Genomic DNA, 18847 nt, shown 5'->3' on the forward strand with positions numbered 1-18847 from the left:
GCGTGCATAGCTGAGGACCGGCCCGTTTGCGGGGCCGGTCGGATCGAGCATCTTGCTGGCTTTAGTTGCTTGTTGCCGCAAGCGGCGCAGAGTTCACCGCGCCATCATAGGAATCCAGAGCGGATTCGATGCTACCTGCCGAGACAAAGACATTGGCCACGCCTTTCATGAATTCTTGCGCGCCGCCGCCCAGCCACTTGTCAGACAGCTGTTCGTCCACGGATGGAAAGGTGAAGGTGGAGATGGTCGCCTCGGCATCAGCAGGGTCCATACCCGCATCCTTGGCGATCACCGGCAGCATCTCGTCCTTGCTGTCGCCCGCGTTCCATTTCGCATTGGCATCCGCCGTCACTTTCAGGAATTTAGACAGAAGCTCGGGCTCTTCTTCGATAAAGCCAGATGGGGCACTGGTCACGTCAAACACGAGAATGCCCAAGTCTTCCTTCTCGGCGCCGGTCAACAAGATGTTGCCGTGATCAACCATTCGCCGCAACGCACCGCCCCAGCCGCAGACCATGTCCAGATTACCTTGCGCAAAGGCAGCCGCACCGTCTGCTGGTGCCATATCGACGATCTCCATCGAACCGACATCGACCCCAAAGTGGCTCATTTGCGACAGGAAGCCATAATGCGCTGCAGTACCGATCGGCACACCAACCTTTTTGCCGTTGAGTTCGCCCGCATTGGTCTTGTCAATTTCCAAGGCCTCGGCAACGACGCAATTGTCGTTTTCCGAGTAGCTTACCGCCACGTCAACGATCTGGATGTCCTGACCGGCAGAGGTCGTCACCACGAAAGGCGGCACACCCTGGCTGACCGCAATCTGTACGTCGCCCGACGCCATCGCCGCAGACATAGCCGTACCAGTGTCAAAAGACACCCAGTTGATCTTGACGCCCAACTCTTCTTCATATGTGCCGTTGGCCTTGGCGTATTGGAACGGCATCGGCCATTCCAGAAAATAAGCGACCGTTAGTTCATCCAATGCAGCGGCCTGAGAAGCGGTCAATGCGGCCACACCGGCAAAAGCTGTCGAAAGTAGATGTTTCTTGATCATTTTGTCCATTTTCTCCCTGCTGGTCTCGTGTGTTCGATTGTTCTGAGTCTTCCGAACGTCGGATCAGTCCCGAAACCATAGACGCAGGGTTCGGAAACAGTAAAACAAATTCAAGGTTGCGAAAAAAGCGAAACTTTGTTTCGATGAATTGCTGTGTAACGCAAATATAAAGGTCACAATTGACTAATAAATCACTCAGCCTGAAATGGCTGGATGTCTTTCAGCTGATTTCCAAGCTCGGCTCCATTCAAAAAGTGGCGGCGGAAACCGGCTTGTCAATCAGCACCGTGTCGAACCATCTGCGTAGCCTCGAAAATGCGCTGGAGGTCGAACTGATCGATCACAGTCGCAGGCCCATGCAACTGACCCCGGCCGGAACGGTCTTTGCTCGCTACGTTCAGGAAGGTTTACTGGCGCTTCAGCGCGGCGAGGCCGAGATACGGTCCGGGTCGTGGCAACATGCAACGGACCTGAGGCTTGGCCTGATTGACGATTTTGACAACCAGATTGTACCCGAACTGTTCCGCCTGCTTTCGGCCAACCTGCCCCGCTGCAGTTTTCGCCATTTCACGCGACCCAGCCATGAGATCATCGAGAAACTGCAGGCGCGAAAGCTGGACGCGGGCGTGGCGACCAGACCGGCCGGCCGGATTGTGGGACTGACGGAATACCCGCTGATGCGCGATCCCTTCATCATCATCCTGCCGCGCCGCTATGATGAAAAGGTCGAGAACTTGCTGAGCGCCAGAAGTTCCTTGCCTTTTTTGCGGTATTCGCGGGATCACACCATTGGCAAACTAATCGAGATTCAGCTGACGCGTAGCAAAATTACCCTGCCCAACCGGTTTGAACTGGAGGGCAATCAATCGCTGATCGGCCTGGTGGCTGAAAACGGCGGATGGACCATCACGACCGCCGCCAGCTATCATCAGGCCCGGGGGTTCCATGACGACACACGCATCCTGCCTTTCCCGGGCAAAAGCTTTGCCCGCACCGTGTCCCTGTTCACGACAGACGTGTATCCCGAGTCGACGTCGCGCCTGATTTACCGGACGCTTCTGGGGTTGATCCGACGGCATGTGACCGACCATATGAGCGCGAAGTATCCTTGGCTGGCCGACGATTTCAGAACCATTTTACCGCGGCCTGACTAACGCCTCAGGTCAGTTTCTAGTCCTGCAAGCCCAGCCCATCGGTCGACAGATCATCCAGTCGCGGCATCAGCCTGAGCAATTCGCGGGTGTAATCCGTGGTCGGGTTTGAAAACAATGCGTTGGTTTCCTGCAACTCGACGACCTTGCCCTGCTTCATCACCGCGACACGGTCACACATCTGGCGCACCACTGGCAGATCGTGGCTGATAAACAGCAAAGTCAGACCCAGATGCTCCTGCAAATCCTTCAGGATGTTCAGAATCTGCGCCTGAATCGAAACATCCAGGGCGCTGGTGGGTTCGTCGCAAATCAAAAAGCGTGGCTGGGTCGCCAGCGCCCGCGCGATCGAGATGCGTTGACGTTGCCCGCCCGAAAACTCATGCGGGTATTTCATCCCGGCCTCGTGGCCCAAGCCCACCTGATCCAGAAGTTCATCTACGCGTCGCTTGATATCGACGCCCTCCATCAATCGGTGATGGCGGATCGGTTCGGCCACAATATCATCAACCCGCATACGCGGGTTGAGCGAGGAATACGGGTCCTGAAAGATCATCTGGATGTTCTTGCGATACGCATCCAGCGCGGTTTTGTTGGTCAGATCACTGACCACTTTGCCGTCAAACGTTATTGTGCCACCGTCGACCGGGTAAAGTCCCGCGATCATACGGGCGACAGTCGATTTGCCCGAACCAGACTCTCCCACGACGCCAAACACTTCACCGGCGCGGATGTCAAAGCTGACGTCATCCACTGCTGTAAAATAAGTGCGATCCCACGGCAGCAGACCTCGTTTCTGCAGGAACTTCTTGGTCAGGTTCCGGATCTCAAAAATGGGTTTGCTGGTGTCGTTGTCCACTTTCGGCCAATGCCGGGCCATGTCATCGATCGCGAAACGAGTCTCGCGTCCGCCATAGCTGATCTGAGGAAACCGGTGCAATTTCAACGTCGGGCGTGGAACAGCCGCAATAAGTGACTTGGTGTATTCGTGGCTGGGTTGCCCCATGACCTGAGACGTTGGGCCGGTCTCGACCACTTTGCCTGCATACATCACGGTCACCTTGTCGGTGGTATCGGCGATGACCCCCATATCGTGGGTGATCAGAATGACGCCAACTTGTCGTTCGGTCGCCAGTTCCTTGATCAGGTCCAGAATCTGCGCCTGCACGGAAACGTCCAGCGCCGTGGTCGGCTCATCCGCGATAATCACGTCTGGTTCGGTACACAGGGCCAGCGCAATCACCACGCGCTGCCGCATCCCGCCCGAGAATTGGTGCGGATATTGATCCAAGCGCGTGTCAGGATCGGGTATGCCAACCCGGTCAATCAAATCGCGGGCGCGTGCGTTGGCCTCGGCATCCGAGCCACCCAGATGCGCCTGAATGGTCTCGACCAATTGCTCGCGCACGGTGAACAGCGGGTTCAGCGAGGTCAGTGGGTCTTGAAAGATCATCGAAATCTTCTTCCCGCGCAGCCCTCGCATCGCCTCGGCATCCAGTCCGCTGATCTGATCGCCGCTCAGTTTGATCGTGCCGCTGGCGATCCGTCCGGGACGATCCAAAAGGCCCATAATGGCAGCGCCGATGGTGGATTTCCCGGCCCCGGATTCACCCACCAACCCATGGATTTCACCCGGTTCGACCGACAGGTCCACATGGTCTACAGCCGTGAACAATTGGCGACGGGTTGGAAACTCGACCGTCAGGTCGTTGATCGTCAGAAGGCTCATGAAATCACCGCAGCTTGGGGTTCAGCGCGTCGCGCAGCCAATCGCCCAACAGGTTCACAGACAGGGCCAGCGCCAGCAAAGTGCAGGCCGGGAAGAACAGAATCCACCACTCGCCCGAGAACAGGAAGCCCTGCCCGATCCGGATCAGCGTCCCCAGCGAGGGCTGGGTCGGAGGTGCACCAACGCCCAGGAAACTCAACGTCGCCTCGGCGATGATGGCCAGAGCCAAAGAGATGGTGGCAATCACCAGAACCGGGCTGAGGACATTGGGCAGGATATGGCGGAACATGATCGGGAAGGATCCGCGTCCGATCAGGCGGGCGGCCTGGACATATTCCTTGTTCTTCTCAACCAGCGCCGCGCCGCGTACCACGCGCGCGAACTGAACCCAGTCGGACAAGGCAATTGCGATGATCAGGACATAAATGGCCATCTCATCGCGGTATTCCGGCGGTGTCACGCCCTTGGCGATACCAAAGATAAGCATGGCCACCAGGATCGCCGGAAAGGTCAGCTGCACATCGGCGATGCGCATGATCAGCGTCTCGATCCAGCCACCGAAATAGGCCGCCACCAGCCCCAGAATAACCCCGATAATCAGCGCCAGCAGCACCGCCGCGGCCCCCACGAACAGCGAAATTCGCATGCCGTAAAGGATGGTCGAAAACACGTCCCGCCCTTGATCGTCAGTGCCCAGCAGAAAGGTTTCCTGCGTGAAGGCGTTGGGCGTGCCCGGAGGTGTGAACCCGTTCATCAGGTTCAGTGTAGACGGGTCAAACGGATCATAGGGCGCGATCAGCGGCGCGAAAATTGCCGCCAGCACCAGAATGACCACGACCAGCGAGGCAATCACCGCCACCGGTGAATGCCGGAACGACCAGGCAAAGTCGCCGTCCCAGAATTTGGCCATCCGCGACTGGGTTTGAGTATTTGGGGTATCGGTCATGTGGCCCTCGCGTCGACACGCAGGCGCGGGTCAATGGCATAGTAGAGAAGATCGACAATCAGGTTGATCGTCACGAACATCACCGAGATCAGCATCAGATAGGCCGCCATCACGGGGATATCGACGAACTGGATCGCGTTGATGAACAACAGGCCCACGCCGGGCCACTGGAACACCGTCTCCGTGATGATCGCGAACGCGATGATCGAGCCCAGTTGCAGGCCCGTGATGGTGATCACCGGCACCAGAGTATTCTTCAACGCATGGCGGAAATTGATCACCCGATCCGACAGCCCCCGGGCGCGGGCGAAACGGACATAATCGGCGCGCATGACTTCCAGCATCTCGGATCGCACCAGCCGCATGATCAGTGTCATCTGGTACAGACCCAGCGTGATTGCAGGCAATATCAGTGCCTTAAGACCGGATGCGGTCAGGAACCCGGTGGACCAGCCGCCAATCATAACGGTCTCGCCCCTCCCGAAGCTGGGAAGCAGGTCAAGCTCGACCGAGAAGATGTAGATCAGCAATATACCTATGAGGAAGGTGGGCAGCGAAACCCCGATCAGGGACACGGTCATAATCACATTTGCCGCGATCCCTTGTCGTCGGATCGCGGTGAAAACGCCAAGGGCAATACCGATCGTGATCGCCAGAAAGCCCGAGACAAACGCCAGTTCCAGCGTCGCCGGGGCCCGTTCCACCAGAATTGTCGAAACCGGTCGGCCCTGCCGGTATGAGACGCCGAAATTGCCCTGAACCGCGCCCTGCAGGAACTTGGCGTATTGCACCACAAAGGGCTGATCCAGCCCCAGTTCGGTGCGCAGGCGGTCGATGTCAGCCTGCGTGCGTTCCTGCCCCAGCATGTTGTCGATCGGGTCGCCAACAAAGCGGAACATCGAAAACGCGACCAGACCCACGACCAACAGCACGATGACGGACTGGAACATCCGTCTGACGATATATGCGAACATTGATTTTCCCCATTGGTGCGTCTCTCTATGCTTTAACCGACCGGGTGGTCAAGATGTCGCGGTGGTGCGGCGCGCTCCAATCGATTTCAGGGCCCAGCGGCACGATCCCCAGCGGATTTCGCAGTTCGGACGGTGAGAAATAGCCCTGCTTGTAGATGTCGAGTTTCACGGTCGCGGCCACGCCGGGCAACGCGTAAATTTCGCGCGCGTAACCCCAGAGGTTTGGATAGTCGATCAGCCGACGCAGGTTGCATTTGAAGGCATAGTGATAGGCCACATCGAACCGGGCCAGCGTGGGGAACAGGCGCAGATCGGCCTCGGTCAGCGTGTCGCCGCAGAGGTAGCGGTTGGTGGCCAGATGCGCCTCAATCTCGTCCAGCGTGGCGAACACATCGCGGAACCCGGCCTCATAGGCCTCTTGCGTGCGGGCGAACCCTGCGCGGTAGACGCCGTTGTTCAGCCGTGGGTAGATTTTTGCGTTCCAGTCGTTGATCTGGTCCAGCTTATCGGGCGGTGACAGATTTGGGCCATAGCCCGGCAACGAGCCCAACATCCGCACCAGATCAGCGGATTCGTTGGAGACCGCCCGATCCTCGGCCCGGTCCCATAGCAAGGGCACCGTGATCCGCCCGGTATAGGCCGGTGTGGCGCGGGCATAAGCGTGATGCAGCGCTGTTGCGCCATAGACCGCATCCGCGCCGTCGGCATAGACCCAGCCGTCGGCTGTACGGCGCGGCTCGGCATAGGCAACCGTGATCAGGTCATGCAGGCCCTTGAGCGCACGAACCAGCAGCACGCGATGCGCCCAGGGGCAGTTCCACGCCGCGTAAAGATGAAACCGACCCGGTTCCAGAGCATCCGGCAGCGCGTTCCTAATGGTTGAGGCCTGACGGCGGAATTCACCGTCAAGCCTTGTGTCGGGCGCGGGGTCCTCGGCGTGGTAGACCCCGGCGATCATCACGCCCATGGGCTCAGTTCACCGTCACCCAACGCAGGATGAAGAAGTTGTCCGGGCGCTGCGTCAGCTCAACATTGCTGCGTGTTCCCCAAACCAGAGGCTGCACATACATCGGCACATAGACATGTTCATCCTGATAGATTTGCGTGACCTCATCCAGCATGGCCTGCCGTTTGGCCTGATCCAGTTCCGACTGAATCTGCGGCAACAATTCATCCACCCGCGCGTTTGAGAAACCGCCGAAATTCCAGCTGCCCAGCTTCTTTTCCTCATTGGGTGTTGCCACAAGGAAGCGAACGGGGTGTTCTGCATCAAACGTGCCCGGGCTCCAGCCCAGCATATACATGTCGTAATTGTCTTCGCGCAGTTCTGGCCAGTAGTTCCGTACCGGCATCGCGTCCAATTCGGCTGTCACTCCGATCTGCGCCAGCATGCTGACGACCGCCTGACACACGGCCTCGTCATTCAGGTATCGGTCATTGGGGCATTTTAGACCGAACGAGAACCCGTCGCCATAGCCTGCCTCGGCAAGCAAGGCCTTGGCCCCTTCGACATCAAAGGACGGACGGTCGGCATTGGCTGCGGAATAGCCGCTCATCGCGGGGCTGACGAGTTGCGAGGCTGCCTCGGCATTGCCGCGCATGATCGTGGCCAGAATGGCATCGACGTTGATCGCCTGCGCCACGGCCTGACGCACACGCGCATCCTGGAACGGGTTTGGTTTGCCCGCGTCATCCGTGTATTTCAGGGTCTCCGCCTCATGATCGAAACCCAGCATGATCACACGCGCTTCGATGCCCTGAATGACATCTACATCCCCGTTTTCATTCAGGCGCGCGACGTCCTGGATAGGCACAGGGTTGATCATGTCGACATCACCCGACAGAAGTGCCGCAACGGCGGTAGCCGGATTCTGGATCGGGTTGAATTCGGCGCGTGTGATGTTGTGCTCGGCCTCGCCCCACCAGCCGTCATGTGGCTCAAGAACGGTTTTCAATCCGGGCTCGCGGGCAGTCACTTTGAAAGCGCCCGTGCCGTTTGCGTTTATTGTCGCGTAATTGCCGGATTCCTTGTCGGGCACCACTGCGTCATTTGCCTCGGTCCAGCCCTGATCCATGATCATCCAGTTGGCGATGGACGAAGGAAACAGCGGGTTCGGAGCAGACGTCATGATATCGACGGTGTAGTCATCAACCACGATCACATCACTGACCGGTGCAAACCAACTGCGGGTGTCCGACGCCTCACCCGAGGCGCGCTGGTAGCTGAACAGCACGTCCTGCGCGTCGAACGTACTGCCATCGTGGAAGGTTACACCCTCGCGCAGTTTGAAACGCCAGCCATCTCCGTCACCGATGGGTTCCCAGCTGACAGCCAGTGCCGGTTCAACGGTCATATCTTTGCCGCGCCGCACCAGTCCTTCGTAGACATTGTTCAGAAAGCCGAGCACCGGCGCAGAATTGACCGCGTGCGGGTCCATCGTCTGCGGGTCGGTGGTCGAGGCCCATTTGAACTCGGCGGCCTGTGCCGTGCTGGCAAGCAGCATGGTCAGGCCGATGGCGCTGTTCCTGAGGATCATGGCATTACTCCCTGTTTATTATCCAAACCTTCGTGGTTTTTTGCGGACAGGTAAAGGAATTCTCACATTGGGATCACAAGCCCGTGACCTACCCCGCAAAAAGAAACAGGGCGCGAAACCGCGCCCTGCCCCACCTTGATCAAGGTGTTTTAGTTCATTTCGAAGTATTTGATCTTTGGCGAGTCTTCCGGTTCCACAATGGTGCCGACACCTGATTTCATGCCCCAGTTCAGCACCTGATGGTGAATCGGGATATACAGCTGTTCGTCCTGAACAACCTGCCAAATCTCGCTAATCTGCTTGTCGCGCGCCGGAAGATCTGTTTCCGAGGCCAGCGCCACGATCTTGGCATCCAAGTCAGGGTTGGAATACCGCGTGCCATTCCACGAACCGTATTTCTCACCCTTCGAATGCACGAGGAAGTTGAAGATATACTCGGAATCGTAGGTCGGAACGCCCCAGCCCAGCATGTAGAAGTCGGTCTCGAGGTTGTTGATCAGCGGGAAGTGCTGCGCCTTGGGTTTAGCATCCAGATTCACGGTGATCCCGATCTGGGCCAGCATGCCCACGGCGGCCTGACAGATCGCCTCATCATTGATGTAGCGGTCGTTCGGGCAGTTCAGGGTCAGCGAAAAGCCATCGGGATAGCCCGCCTCGGCCATCAGGGCCTTGGCCCCTTCGATATCGGTGGTCGAGGACGCATCCATGCCCTCATCCCAACCTTTCACGAAAGGCGGCGAGATCATGCCCGCAGGCGCCGACTGGCCGCGCATGACAACCTGTTTGATCGCATCACGGTTGATCGCCTTGGACATCGCCTGACGCACACGCACATCGGCAAGCGGATTTTTGCCGTCAACACTGTCCGAGGTCAGATCGGCATCACCCATGTTCATGCCGAAAAAGATCACCCGGTTCTGCGGTGCTGTGCGCACGTCCAGCCCATCGGTACCGGCCACGCGGGCCAGATCCTGCACCGGCACGTCCTGAATGAAATCAACCTCACCCGACAACAGAGCTGCCACACGGGTCGCTGCGTTCTGGATCGGGGTATAGATGATCTCGGTAACCTGCAGCGGGAACTCGTCTTTTCCCCAGTAGTTCTCATTTGCGGTCAGTACGGTTTTCACATCCGGCTCGCGGCTGACCAGCTTGTAAGGGCCTGTGCCGTTGGCATTCTTTGCGGCAAACGTATCTTCACCGCCCTCATAGTCCTGCACCTTCACGGCGTTATTCGCCTCGGCCCAGCCCTTGTCCATCATGAACATGTTGGTCAGGTTGTTGGGCATGATCGGGTTCGGGCCGTTAGTCTCGATCTCGACGGTGTATTTGTCCGGCGCGCGTACCTCTTTCACCGAGGCCAGCAGTTCCTTGTAATCGGAATCCGGTGTCATCGCGCGGTTGAGCGAGAATACAACGTCTTCGCTGTCAAACTCAGCCCCATCATGGAAAGTCACACCTTCACGCAGCTTGAACACCCAAACGTTAGGGTTTTCCTCGGATGGTCCCCATTCGGTCGCCAGCGATGGAACGAGTGCGCCGGAATGGTCACGCATGACCAGCGTTTCCATGATCTGATGCGCCATGGCCGAAGTCGGACCCTCATTCTGGGCGTGTGGATCAAGAGTCAGCGAGTCCCCCGCACGTGCCCAACGCAGCGTCTCGGCAGAGGCACCGGTTGTGACCAGAGCGATCGCGCTGGCGGCAAGCATCAAAGATTTCAATGACATGTAAGTCTCCCCATTATGTATTTGACTGCATTTGTGCAGCTGACCGGTTTGTCCCGGTCGTCATGCCCATGATCATCCAGATGATCGCCGGACTTGCAACACCATATTGTGAACTTTATGTGGTCTTCACCCCAAACCCGAAGGGTATCGGACCGGAATACGCCAAATCGAGCCTGGTTTTGTGACCTCAGACGCTGCGTTCAGTCAGACGCCAAAACGGCGGGATGCCGTCATGCGGAAAGAAACACGAAGGTGCTTTCTCCGTATCCAGAATACGCTCACCCGCGCGGATTTCCAATGCGTGGTCAATCGGGACAAGGCGCGCCATCTCAAACGGCTCGATCTGCGGCAGCGTCCAGCCTCTGGCTGACTCGGATAAGGTGTGGCGCATCGCAAGCAACAGCCTGTCGGCGGCAGCGCTGCTCCAGGGTTTCAGCCCCGCAGCTTCCAGCAGATCAAACAGGTTGATCCAGCTTTGAAGGTTGAACGCGCAATAGTGCTGGGTAAGCGTGCGTTTGACTTCATGTGGCTGCGTTCCCTCAGCTGTAATTGTCCCAAGCAAGCGGGCCTGAGCGCGCAAGTTGATCTCTTGCAAGGCGTCGATATCTTCGACAAAAGCGGCCAAAGCAGCCGATTGCAGGTCATAACATGTGCCGTGGTTGTTGGCAGCGTGTCGTTCCTCGATGCCCTGGTCACTTGTTTGCAGCCAGTCAAAGAAACTGCGGCACCACTCTTTCAGCCCCGAGGCAAGCGTTTCAATCTCAAGTAACCGGACGGCATCCAGAAAGTAATAGAAATCCTTGGTTTCAATCAAACCATGACATAGACCCCGATCGCCGGAATGGCCCCGCCGAACCTGTGCGTAAAAGAGATGGGGGTTCATACGTGTTTCCGGCTCAATGAACCAGGTCCGTACAAGTGCTTCTGCATGTGCCTTATAGGCTTGATTGCCGGTCAACCGTGCGGCCAGAGCGAGCGCGGTGGTGTCGTCGAACACCCGTTGCAGACGGCTTCGGTCATATCGATCGCTCTCGGGTTCATACAATTGCGTGCCCGGAACGCGTTTACCGTCCTGTCGCACATAGGGCAGCCCATTTTTCTTTTTGGGATTGGGCCACCAGTAGGGCGCAGGGTGGAAATAGTCCTGTAAATCTCCGCTCGGGCCTGGCTCGGGTTTGTCCGTGACCGAGAACGGTCCGCGCCGAACCGCCTCGTCTGCGGCTGAGAGGATCGCAAGATGGTCCGCGTCAGCTGGGTGCTTGGCCAATGCCTCGATTTTCTCTTCTACATAAATGCCCAAGGCGTTACGCCTTAGACAGGCCTGCACGTCTTTGGCTTCAAGCATATTCAGAGTAGCCCGGATCGCATCATTTCGGGCCGACCCACGGACAACCACGCCCTCTTCACCCGTCACCTCCAGTTGCGATTTGCCGGAAAACAGGCGCGCGACCCAGCCCGCCGACCCAACACGGTGCCCCTCGGGGCTGACCCGACGCGGCGGGATGTCAAAGGGTAGAAGGGGCCATTTCTGCCATGGGCCGGGAATTCCCAGATGCAGGAACAATTCGACCTTGGGCCGGCGCCCATATGGGTGAGCCACATCAAACCTGAGCGGCGCATCACATCGGAATGCAAGCTGGGGTTCTTCTTCCGCCTCCGGTCGGACGCTGTCGTTCAGAAGATCGGCATTGTCATGCATTCTCGCCATCGGGACGGTAAAGTACCGTTTATCGCGGTTCGCCAGAATATCCGAGGTCAAGGCGTCCCACGCAGATTGCGTGAAGTAACAATTGCCATCAAACGGCAACGCCCATTTCGCGTGGCGCAAACAAAGCTCCAACGCGGCGTTGCGTGCCCCATTGTTGTTCATGACATAGTTGTTGCGGGCGCGGTACGCCTGAGCGATCATACGCGCCTTCATCTCGGCATTTTCACCATCCATTGAGCCATCGACAAAAATCATTGGATCGTCGAAGGGTTCAAAATCGAAACCAGTGGCTTGCAGCTCGAGTGGATCGTAAGGAATTCGCTCGTAGGTTTGTCCGTGCTGTTCTAACAGTTCGATCAGATGCGCTTCGTTCTCAGGGTCGAAAATACGGTTCAGAAGCCAAAGTTTGGTGCAGTTTTCGAATTCGGGCTCGTGTTCCAGAATGAACGAGACATTGGCACGGGATTGCCCTGCCGTGTGACGTGGCACCAGATCGTTGCCAATAACCCGACACAATGCGAATGTGTCCGGCATCGCGTTGATCCGCGTCTCGATTGCGGTGTCTAGCGGCAGAGGTTTGACCGTGCGGAGTGAACCAACAACCGAATCCATGCGCCGCGTCGGCTTTTCCTGTCGCGCCTTCTTGCGCTTGCGATACAAAAAATATCCGGGAATCAGAACCGGCGACAACAAAAGGATCAAAGGGGAAAACAGAACCAGAAGACGATTGCGCCGCCGCTTACGGCGAACGCGTTGCTCTAGGCTCAGCACCTGCTTGTCCTGATCGTTTTTCTTGAAGATCGCCAAGATTTCATCCTGTTTTCAGCCGGATATCCGGCCTTCATGACTGGAACGTCTTTCTGACGCTTTCCTTATCCCTTTATCACGCCTCAAGGCAACCTGTCCCACCCCGTCCATTCTTGGCATGGGCACACACGCCGCCCGCTTGTGCAGCAATTTTGACGCGGGCCTGTGCGAGATACGTCCATCATGGAATTTATCCGCTTGAATAACGTCCTGCGAAACGCATATTCGGGCGCCAAGGAGCTGGAGTTGGACAACACAAGCGGCGAAGGGGAACAAACGACTTTTCTGCAGTTTTGTCGCAATTGTTTCGGTTGGAACACCCTCTCTCTGGCTGAGATACAATTTGGCACCGCAAGGTGCTGATAGGAAGGAATTTGAACCATGCGCATTGCAATGATAGGCACCGGATATGTGGGCCTGGTTTCCGGAGTGTGTTTTTCCGACTTCGGTCATGATGTGATCTGCGTCGATAAATCCGAAAGCAAGATCGACATGCTGCAAGCAGGCGAGGTTCCGATTTATGAACCGGGCCTGGATGTTCTGATGGCCAAGAATGTTGCAGCCGGCCGGTTGAGCTTTACCACCGATCTTTCGTCAGCCGTGGATGGTGCAGATGCTGTTTTCATCGCCGTTGGCACCCCGACACGCCGTGGTGATGGGCATGCTGATCTGACATATGTCATGGCTGCCGCCGAAGAGATTGCGCATGCCATAACCGGCTACACTGTTGTTGTGACCAAATCGACAGTGCCCGTCGGTACAAATCGTCAGGTTCAGGCAGTCGTGGCAAAGGCCAACCCGGACGCAGATTTCGATGTTGCGTCCAACCCGGAATTCTTGCGGGAAGGGGCAGCGATCGACGATTTCATGCGCCCTGATCGCGTTGTTGTCGGTGTCGAAAATGACCGCGCCGCCGAAGTCATGGCCGAGATCTACCGCCCCCTTTATCTGCGCGATTTCCCGATCCTGACGACGGATGTGGAAAGCGCCGAGATGATCAAATACGCCGCCAATGCATTTCTGGCCACCAAGATCACCTTCATCAACGAAATCGCAGGTCTGTGCGAAAGGGTCGGCGGAGATGTGAAAGAGGTGTCGCGCGGGATTGGTCTGGATGGGCGGATTGGCAACAAGTTCCTGCACGCTGGTCCCGGCTATGGCGGGTCGTGTTTCCCTAAAGACACCGCGGCTTTGGCCCGGATAGGGCAGGACTATGCGTATCCGATGCAGATCACGGAAACCGTCATGCGCGTCAATGACAGCGTCAAAGCCCGTATGGTCGAGAAAATCCGCGACGTCTGCGACGACAAGTTCAACGGCAAAACAATTGCCGTCCTGGGCGTCACGTTCAAACCCAACACGGATGATATGCGAGATGCACCTTCGCTTACCATTGTGCCAGCGTTGATCGGCGGTGGCGCGACGGTCCGCGTGGTCGACCCTCAGGGCCGCGCCGAAGGTGAAGCGCTTTTGCCCGGCGTGACCTGGATGGACGATCCCTACGAGGCCACAAAAGGTGCCGATGCAGTGGTTCTTCTGACCGAATGGAACGAGTTCCGCGCGCTGAACCTGTCTGAGATGGCCGAGATGATGAACTCGGCTCGTATGGTCGATTTGCGCAATATTTATTCGCCCAAGATGGTTCTGGGATCGGGTTTTGAAACCTATGTCGGCGTAGGTGTCACAGCCTGAGGCGCCCCGGGTTTGACCAGCGACAGGGTGGCCCGTTAGAAAACGCTATGACAGATTACCCTGTTCTTTGGTCGTTTCGCCGCTGCCCCTACGCCATTCGTAGCCGCTTGGCGCTGGCCAGCGCTGCCATAACGGTCGAATTACGCGAAGTGGTATTGCGGGAAAAACCGCAGGCTTTTCTTGCAACATCGCCCAGTACCACCGTACCCGCCCTGCGTCTGACCGATCGCGTTCTGGATGAAAGCCTGGACATCATGGTCTGGGCGCTTGAACAAAGTGATCCACAGCGCCTGCTGGATATGCCGCGCCTGGGATGGGACCTGATCGCCGCAAATGACGGGCCGTTTAAACGGGCGCTTGATCATACCAAATATGCGACGCGCTATCCGGACATTGATCATCAAGCAGAGCGGGCCAAAGCCGCGCTGCACCTCAAGGAACTCAATCTGGTTTTGGGAGGTCAGCCCTGGCTGTTCGGGCATCGTCCTACCTTGGCTGATCTGGCCCTTTTGCCCTTTGTCCGGCAATTTGCCTATATCGACAGAGCATGGTTTGACGCGCAGGACTGGCCCGATCTTGTTCTCTGGCTCGACAACTTCCTGAACAGCGCGCCATTTCAAAGTGTAATGGCCAAGTATGCGCAGTGGCAGGAAGGCGATACGCCGACCCTGTTTGGTGGTTCCGAAACCGGCGGATGACAGGCGCTGGACAGGTTGTCCGGGCGGGACTACCGTAGCGACTGCATAACCCAATACGAGGGATGATCTCATGTTCAGGACGCTTACCTTTGCGGCCCTATCGCTTGGCTTTGCCACTGCGGTTTCTGCGGACGGGCAGTGCGCCGCAGGCAAAACACTGACCGAGGGCAAGTTCACCATCGCCACCGGAAACCCTGCCTATTACCCATGGGTTCTGGACGATACGCCCGAAAGCGGCGAGGGCTTCGAAGCCGCTGTAGCCTATGCAGTGGCAGAAGAAATGGGCTTTGCAGCGGAAGATGTGATCTGGATCCGGTCCTCGTTCGATGAAGCGATCCAGCCCGGTGTGAAAGAGTTTGATGTGAATATGCAGCAATACTCGATCACGCCAGAACGGGATCAGGTGGTGGATTTCTCGGCACCCTACTATACCGCGCCGATGGCCGTTCTTGTCAGCGCCAATGCTGTCGGCACTGCGCCGTCTCTGGAGGCGTTGAAAGCTTTGAAGTGGGGCGCAGTGGGATCGACCACGGCAGTTCCGAAACTGGCGAGTATCATCCAGCCCGACAGCGATCCATTGCTATACGGGGACAACGCAGACGTGAATGCGGCTATGACAGCCAATCAGATCGATGCGGCCCTGTTCGATTTGCCGACAGCATTGTTTCTGAGCGCCGTTATGATCGAAGGGTCAAAGGTGATCGGACAGTTTCCGCCGGATCAAAGTGACAACCCTGACCAGTTTGGAATGTTGATGGAGGAAGGAAACCCGCTCAAACCCTGCATAGATGCGGCCATTGTGACCTTGGCCGAAACCGGCAAACTGGCCGAGATCGAGGCCAAATGGCTGCAGGACACGACTGGTGTCCCATTGATCAAATAAGATGACCGGACCAGAGGCGACGGGAGCAACCCGCCGCGAACGATATGAGGCGCAGCAGCGGCGGCGCTCGGTGGTAATTGCGGCGACAAGTACGGTGATCGTGGTTGCGGCGATCTACTTTCTTGTGCCGCTGGCCCCGGGATGGGCCAAGGTTCAGCAGAGCTTTTTCGACGGCGACACGTTGATCAAGACATTTCCGAAACTGCTTGAGGCATTTCGCATCAACGTCATGATCTTTGCATGGTCCGCCCCTGCTATCGCGGTTCTGGGCCTGCTGATCGCGCTTGCGCGTGATGCCAAGTCACCCGCGCTTTTTCCATTGCGGATATTTGGGGCTGCCTTCACGGATGTCTTTCGTGGCGTGCCGGTTATTCTGACGGTCTATCTGATCGGCTTTGGAATCCCGGGCCTTGGCCTGCCACGCCCCTGGAATTCGCCGTATATTTGGGGGTCTCTGGCTTTGATCCTGACTTATTCGGCCTATGTGGCTGAAATCTTCCGCTCGGGGATAGACAGCGTACATCATAGTCAAAGGGCGGCCGCGCTTTCGCTGGGTTTGTCCGAACGACAGGTGATGCGGGATGTGGTTTTGCCGCAGGCCGTCCGCAATGTGGTTCCATCGCAGATGAACATGTTAATTGCGTTGCAAAAGGATGTCTCGCTGCTGAGTTTCATCGGCCCGGTCGAAATCTTCCGTCAGGCCGGCGTTTTCAAATCATTGCTGGCGAATTTTACCCCCTATGTTGGTGCAGCGATCATTTTTCTGATCGTGACCGTTCCGGCCACCCGCTATGCTGATCACCTGATGGCCCGTCAAATGCGAGCGAGGCGTTGATGCCGAAACTCGACTTGCAAGGCGTCATCAAACGGTTCGGCGAACGCACCGTGTGCAACGGCATCGATCTGGCGGTTGAAGAAGGCCAAATGGTCTGTCTGATCGGCGCCTCTGGTGCGGGCAAGTCAACGGTTTTGCGATGCATCAACCTGTTGGAGCCAATCGATGACGGAGCGATATTTCTCGACGGAGAGGATATCTCGATCCCCGGTCTCAATCCACAATCGGTGCGCGCACGCATTGGGATTGTGTTCCAGAGCTTCAACCTGTTTCCGCATATGACGGCGCTGGAGAACGTGATGTTGGCCCCGCGCCGGGTACACGGTTTGACCCGTGCAGACCTCCAAACCGAGGTCGAAGCCCTGTTTGCCCGGTTCGGATTGGCGGACCGTGTGGACAATTATCCCGATCAGTTGTCCGGTGGTCAGCAACAGCGCGTCGCCATTGTGCGTGCCTTGGCCATGAAACCCGAGGTCATGTTGTTTGACGAGATTACCTCGGCCCTTGATCCGCAACTTGTGGGTGAGGTACTGGACGTGCTGCTGATGCTGAAAAAGCAGGGTATGACCATGGTGATGGCGACCCATGAAATGGGGTTCGCCCGCGAGGCGGCAGACAAGGTCTGCTTTCTTCAGGACGGGCGCATTGTCGAAGAAGGCCCCCCCGCGCAGCTGTTTGGCGCACCCCGGCATGAAGCGACGCGGGCCTTTCTGGCCCGCGCGCTCAAATAGGTTCGCGACCAGCCGGAACGCCTAGCCATAGACCAGGTTCGGTAGCCACGTCACGACCCATGGGAACAGCATACAGATGACAAGCCCTACGATCTGCAAGAACAGAAATGGAAGGGCCGCTTTGAAGATGTCCGTCATCGGGATCGAGGGCGGGGCAACCCCACGCAGATAGAACAACGCATAACCGAAGGGCGGCGACAGGAAACTCATCTGCATGTTCACCAGGTAGAGAACCCCGAACCACAGAACCAAATCGTTCGGATCTTCAAAGCCGAACGCGGCCGCCCCCAACGCCTTGATGATCGGAACAAAGATCGGCACGCACAGCAGCAGAATACCGACCCAGTCGAGGAACATACCCAGCACCACCAGCAGGATCTGCATGACGATCAGGATACCCCACGGCCCAAGACCCGCGCCCTGCATCGTTTCCTGCACGAATTGCTGACCGCCTTCCAGCACGTAAAGCCCCACAAAGATCGTCGCACCGAACATGATCCAGATCACCATGGCCGAAGCTTTTAGCGTGGTCAGACACGCCTCGCGAACCGTGGGCCAGTCCAGCTTGTTGTGGATAGCCGCCACAATGAACGCGCCGAAGGTACCGATACCTGCGGCCTCGACCGGGGTCGCGACGCCGGAAAAGATCACGCCCAGCACGATGACAATCAACGCGATTGGGGCCGACATCTTGCCCATTAGGCGCATTTTCTCGCGGTTCGAGATACGTTCATCGACGGGGATTGGGGGGCCGAGAACCGGATTGATATAGGACCGGACCACCACATAGATGATGTACATCCCCGACAGCATCAGACCGGGAATGACGGCGCCGATGAACAGTTCTCCCACCGATTGCTCGGCCACAACGGCGTAGATGATGGCCAGAATAGACGGCGGGATCAGAATGCCCAGCGTCCCCCCTGCCATGATCGAACCCATGGCGATCTTGGTATCATAGCCGCGTTTCAGCATCGCAGGCAGCGCGATGATCCCCATTGTCACCACAGCGGCCCCGATGACACCAACCATCGCCGCCAGAACGGTCGAGGCGATGATTGTCGCCGCAGCCAGCCCGCCTTTCAGACCGCCGAGTACCTTGTAGATCACATCGAACATGTCGTTGATGATCCCGGCCCGTTCCAGCATCGAAGCCATGAAGATGAAAAGTGGGATCGCAGATAGCTGATAGTTCGTCATCAGCGGGAAAATCCGGCTGGGTACGATATTCAGCGCCCGCGCATCGCCCAGAACGAACAGGAAGACACAGGCCAACCCCCCGGTGACAAAAGCAAGCGGCAAACCCGCCATCAGCAGGACCAGCAGGGATCCGAACATAACGAGCGTCAGCAGCTCGATGGACATATCA

General features: G+C 57.4%; 15 protein-coding genes. 6 read left to right on the plus strand and 9 right to left on the minus strand.

The features are described from left to right. Positions 1-61: 61 nt before the first annotated feature. Positions 62-1057: a taurine ABC transporter substrate-binding protein gene (locus ACR0K4_RS13085; RefSeq protein ID WP_480854392.1), complete on the minus strand. Its 996-nt coding sequence runs from the start codon at positions 1055-1057 to the stop codon at positions 62-64. A gap of 179 nt (positions 1058-1236) precedes the next feature. Between ACR0K4_RS13085 and ACR0K4_RS13090 the strand changes: the two genes are divergently transcribed. After that, positions 1237-2211 carry a LysR family transcriptional regulator gene (locus tag ACR0K4_RS13090; protein ID WP_480854323.1) on the plus strand — a complete coding sequence of 325 codons (975 nt, stop codon included), beginning with the start codon at positions 1237-1239 and terminating at the stop codon, positions 2209-2211. A 16-nt stretch (positions 2212-2227) separates the two neighbouring features. Here ACR0K4_RS13090 and ACR0K4_RS13095 read toward each other — a convergent pair whose 3' ends face one another. From ACR0K4_RS13095 to ACR0K4_RS13125, 7 genes are all read right to left on the minus strand, one after another. Then, positions 2228-3937, minus strand: a complete 1710-nt coding sequence (locus ACR0K4_RS13095; protein ID WP_480518931.1) for an ABC transporter ATP-binding protein — start codon at positions 3935-3937, stop codon at positions 2228-2230. Between the two features lie 4 nt (positions 3938-3941). Continuing rightward, complete coding sequence (locus ACR0K4_RS13100) at positions 3942-4883, minus strand: ABC transporter permease (RefSeq protein ID WP_480854325.1); 942 nt, start codon at positions 4881-4883, stop codon at positions 3942-3944. Beyond that, a complete protein-coding gene (locus ACR0K4_RS13105; RefSeq protein WP_480518935.1) occupies positions 4880-5857 on the minus strand; it encodes an ABC transporter permease in 978 nt (325 codons plus the stop codon). Before ACR0K4_RS13105 ends, ACR0K4_RS13100 begins: the two co-directional genes overlap by 4 nt. A 25-nt stretch (positions 5858-5882) precedes the next feature. Continuing rightward, positions 5883-6824, minus strand: coding sequence for a glutathione S-transferase family protein (locus tag ACR0K4_RS13110; RefSeq protein ID WP_480854326.1), 942 nt, complete (start codon positions 6822-6824; stop codon positions 5883-5885). A gap of 4 nt (positions 6825-6828) precedes the next feature. Next, positions 6829-8394, minus strand: coding sequence for an ABC transporter substrate-binding protein (locus ACR0K4_RS13115; RefSeq protein ID WP_480518938.1), 1566 nt, complete (start codon positions 8392-8394; stop codon positions 6829-6831). A 149-nt stretch (positions 8395-8543) separates the two neighbouring features. After that, entirely contained in the window at positions 8544-10124 is a 1581-nt protein-coding gene (locus tag ACR0K4_RS13120) for an ABC transporter substrate-binding protein (RefSeq protein WP_480854327.1), read from the minus strand. A gap of 187 nt (positions 10125-10311) precedes the next feature. Next, positions 10312-12639 (minus strand): alginate lyase family protein, encoded by a 2328-nt coding sequence (locus tag ACR0K4_RS13125; protein WP_480854328.1) that lies wholly within the window; start codon positions 12637-12639, stop codon positions 10312-10314. 381 nt (positions 12640-13020) lie between these two features. Between ACR0K4_RS13125 and ACR0K4_RS13130 the strand changes: the two genes are divergently transcribed. The 5 genes from ACR0K4_RS13130 to ACR0K4_RS13150 all read left to right on the plus strand — a co-directional run bounded on the left by ACR0K4_RS13130 (position 13021) and on the right by ACR0K4_RS13150 (position 17478). Continuing rightward, the gene (locus ACR0K4_RS13130) at positions 13021-14331 is read left to right on the plus strand and encodes a UDP-glucose dehydrogenase family protein (RefSeq protein ID WP_480854329.1); all 1311 of its coding nucleotides are present in this window, start codon (positions 13021-13023) and stop codon (positions 14329-14331) included. A gap of 47 nt (positions 14332-14378) precedes the next feature. Next, positions 14379-15029, plus strand: coding sequence for a glutathione S-transferase (locus ACR0K4_RS13135; protein WP_480854331.1), 651 nt, complete (start codon positions 14379-14381; stop codon positions 15027-15029). 70 nt (positions 15030-15099) lie between these two features. Continuing rightward, complete coding sequence (locus ACR0K4_RS13140; RefSeq protein WP_480854332.1) at positions 15100-15912, plus strand: transporter substrate-binding domain-containing protein; 813 nt, start codon at positions 15100-15102, stop codon at positions 15910-15912. A 1-nt stretch (position 15913) separates the two neighbouring features. Continuing rightward, on the plus strand, positions 15914-16747 hold the full coding sequence (locus ACR0K4_RS13145; RefSeq protein ID WP_480854333.1) for an amino acid ABC transporter permease: 834 nt from the start codon (positions 15914-15916) through the stop codon (positions 16745-16747). Beyond that, positions 16747-17478 carry an amino acid ABC transporter ATP-binding protein gene (locus ACR0K4_RS13150; protein ID WP_480854334.1) on the plus strand — a complete coding sequence of 244 codons (732 nt, stop codon included), beginning with the start codon at positions 16747-16749 and terminating at the stop codon, positions 17476-17478. The genes ACR0K4_RS13145 and ACR0K4_RS13150 overlap by 1 nt, the downstream gene beginning before the upstream one ends. 21 nt (positions 17479-17499) lie before the next feature. Here the strand turns inward: ACR0K4_RS13150 and ACR0K4_RS13155 are convergent, their stop codons facing one another. Next, positions 17500-18843 (minus strand): TRAP transporter large permease, encoded by a 1344-nt coding sequence (locus ACR0K4_RS13155; protein WP_480854335.1) that lies wholly within the window; start codon positions 18841-18843, stop codon positions 17500-17502. Positions 18844-18847 lie beyond the last annotated feature (4 nt).

This window comes from Ruegeria sp. K11 (genome assembly GCF_056531905.1).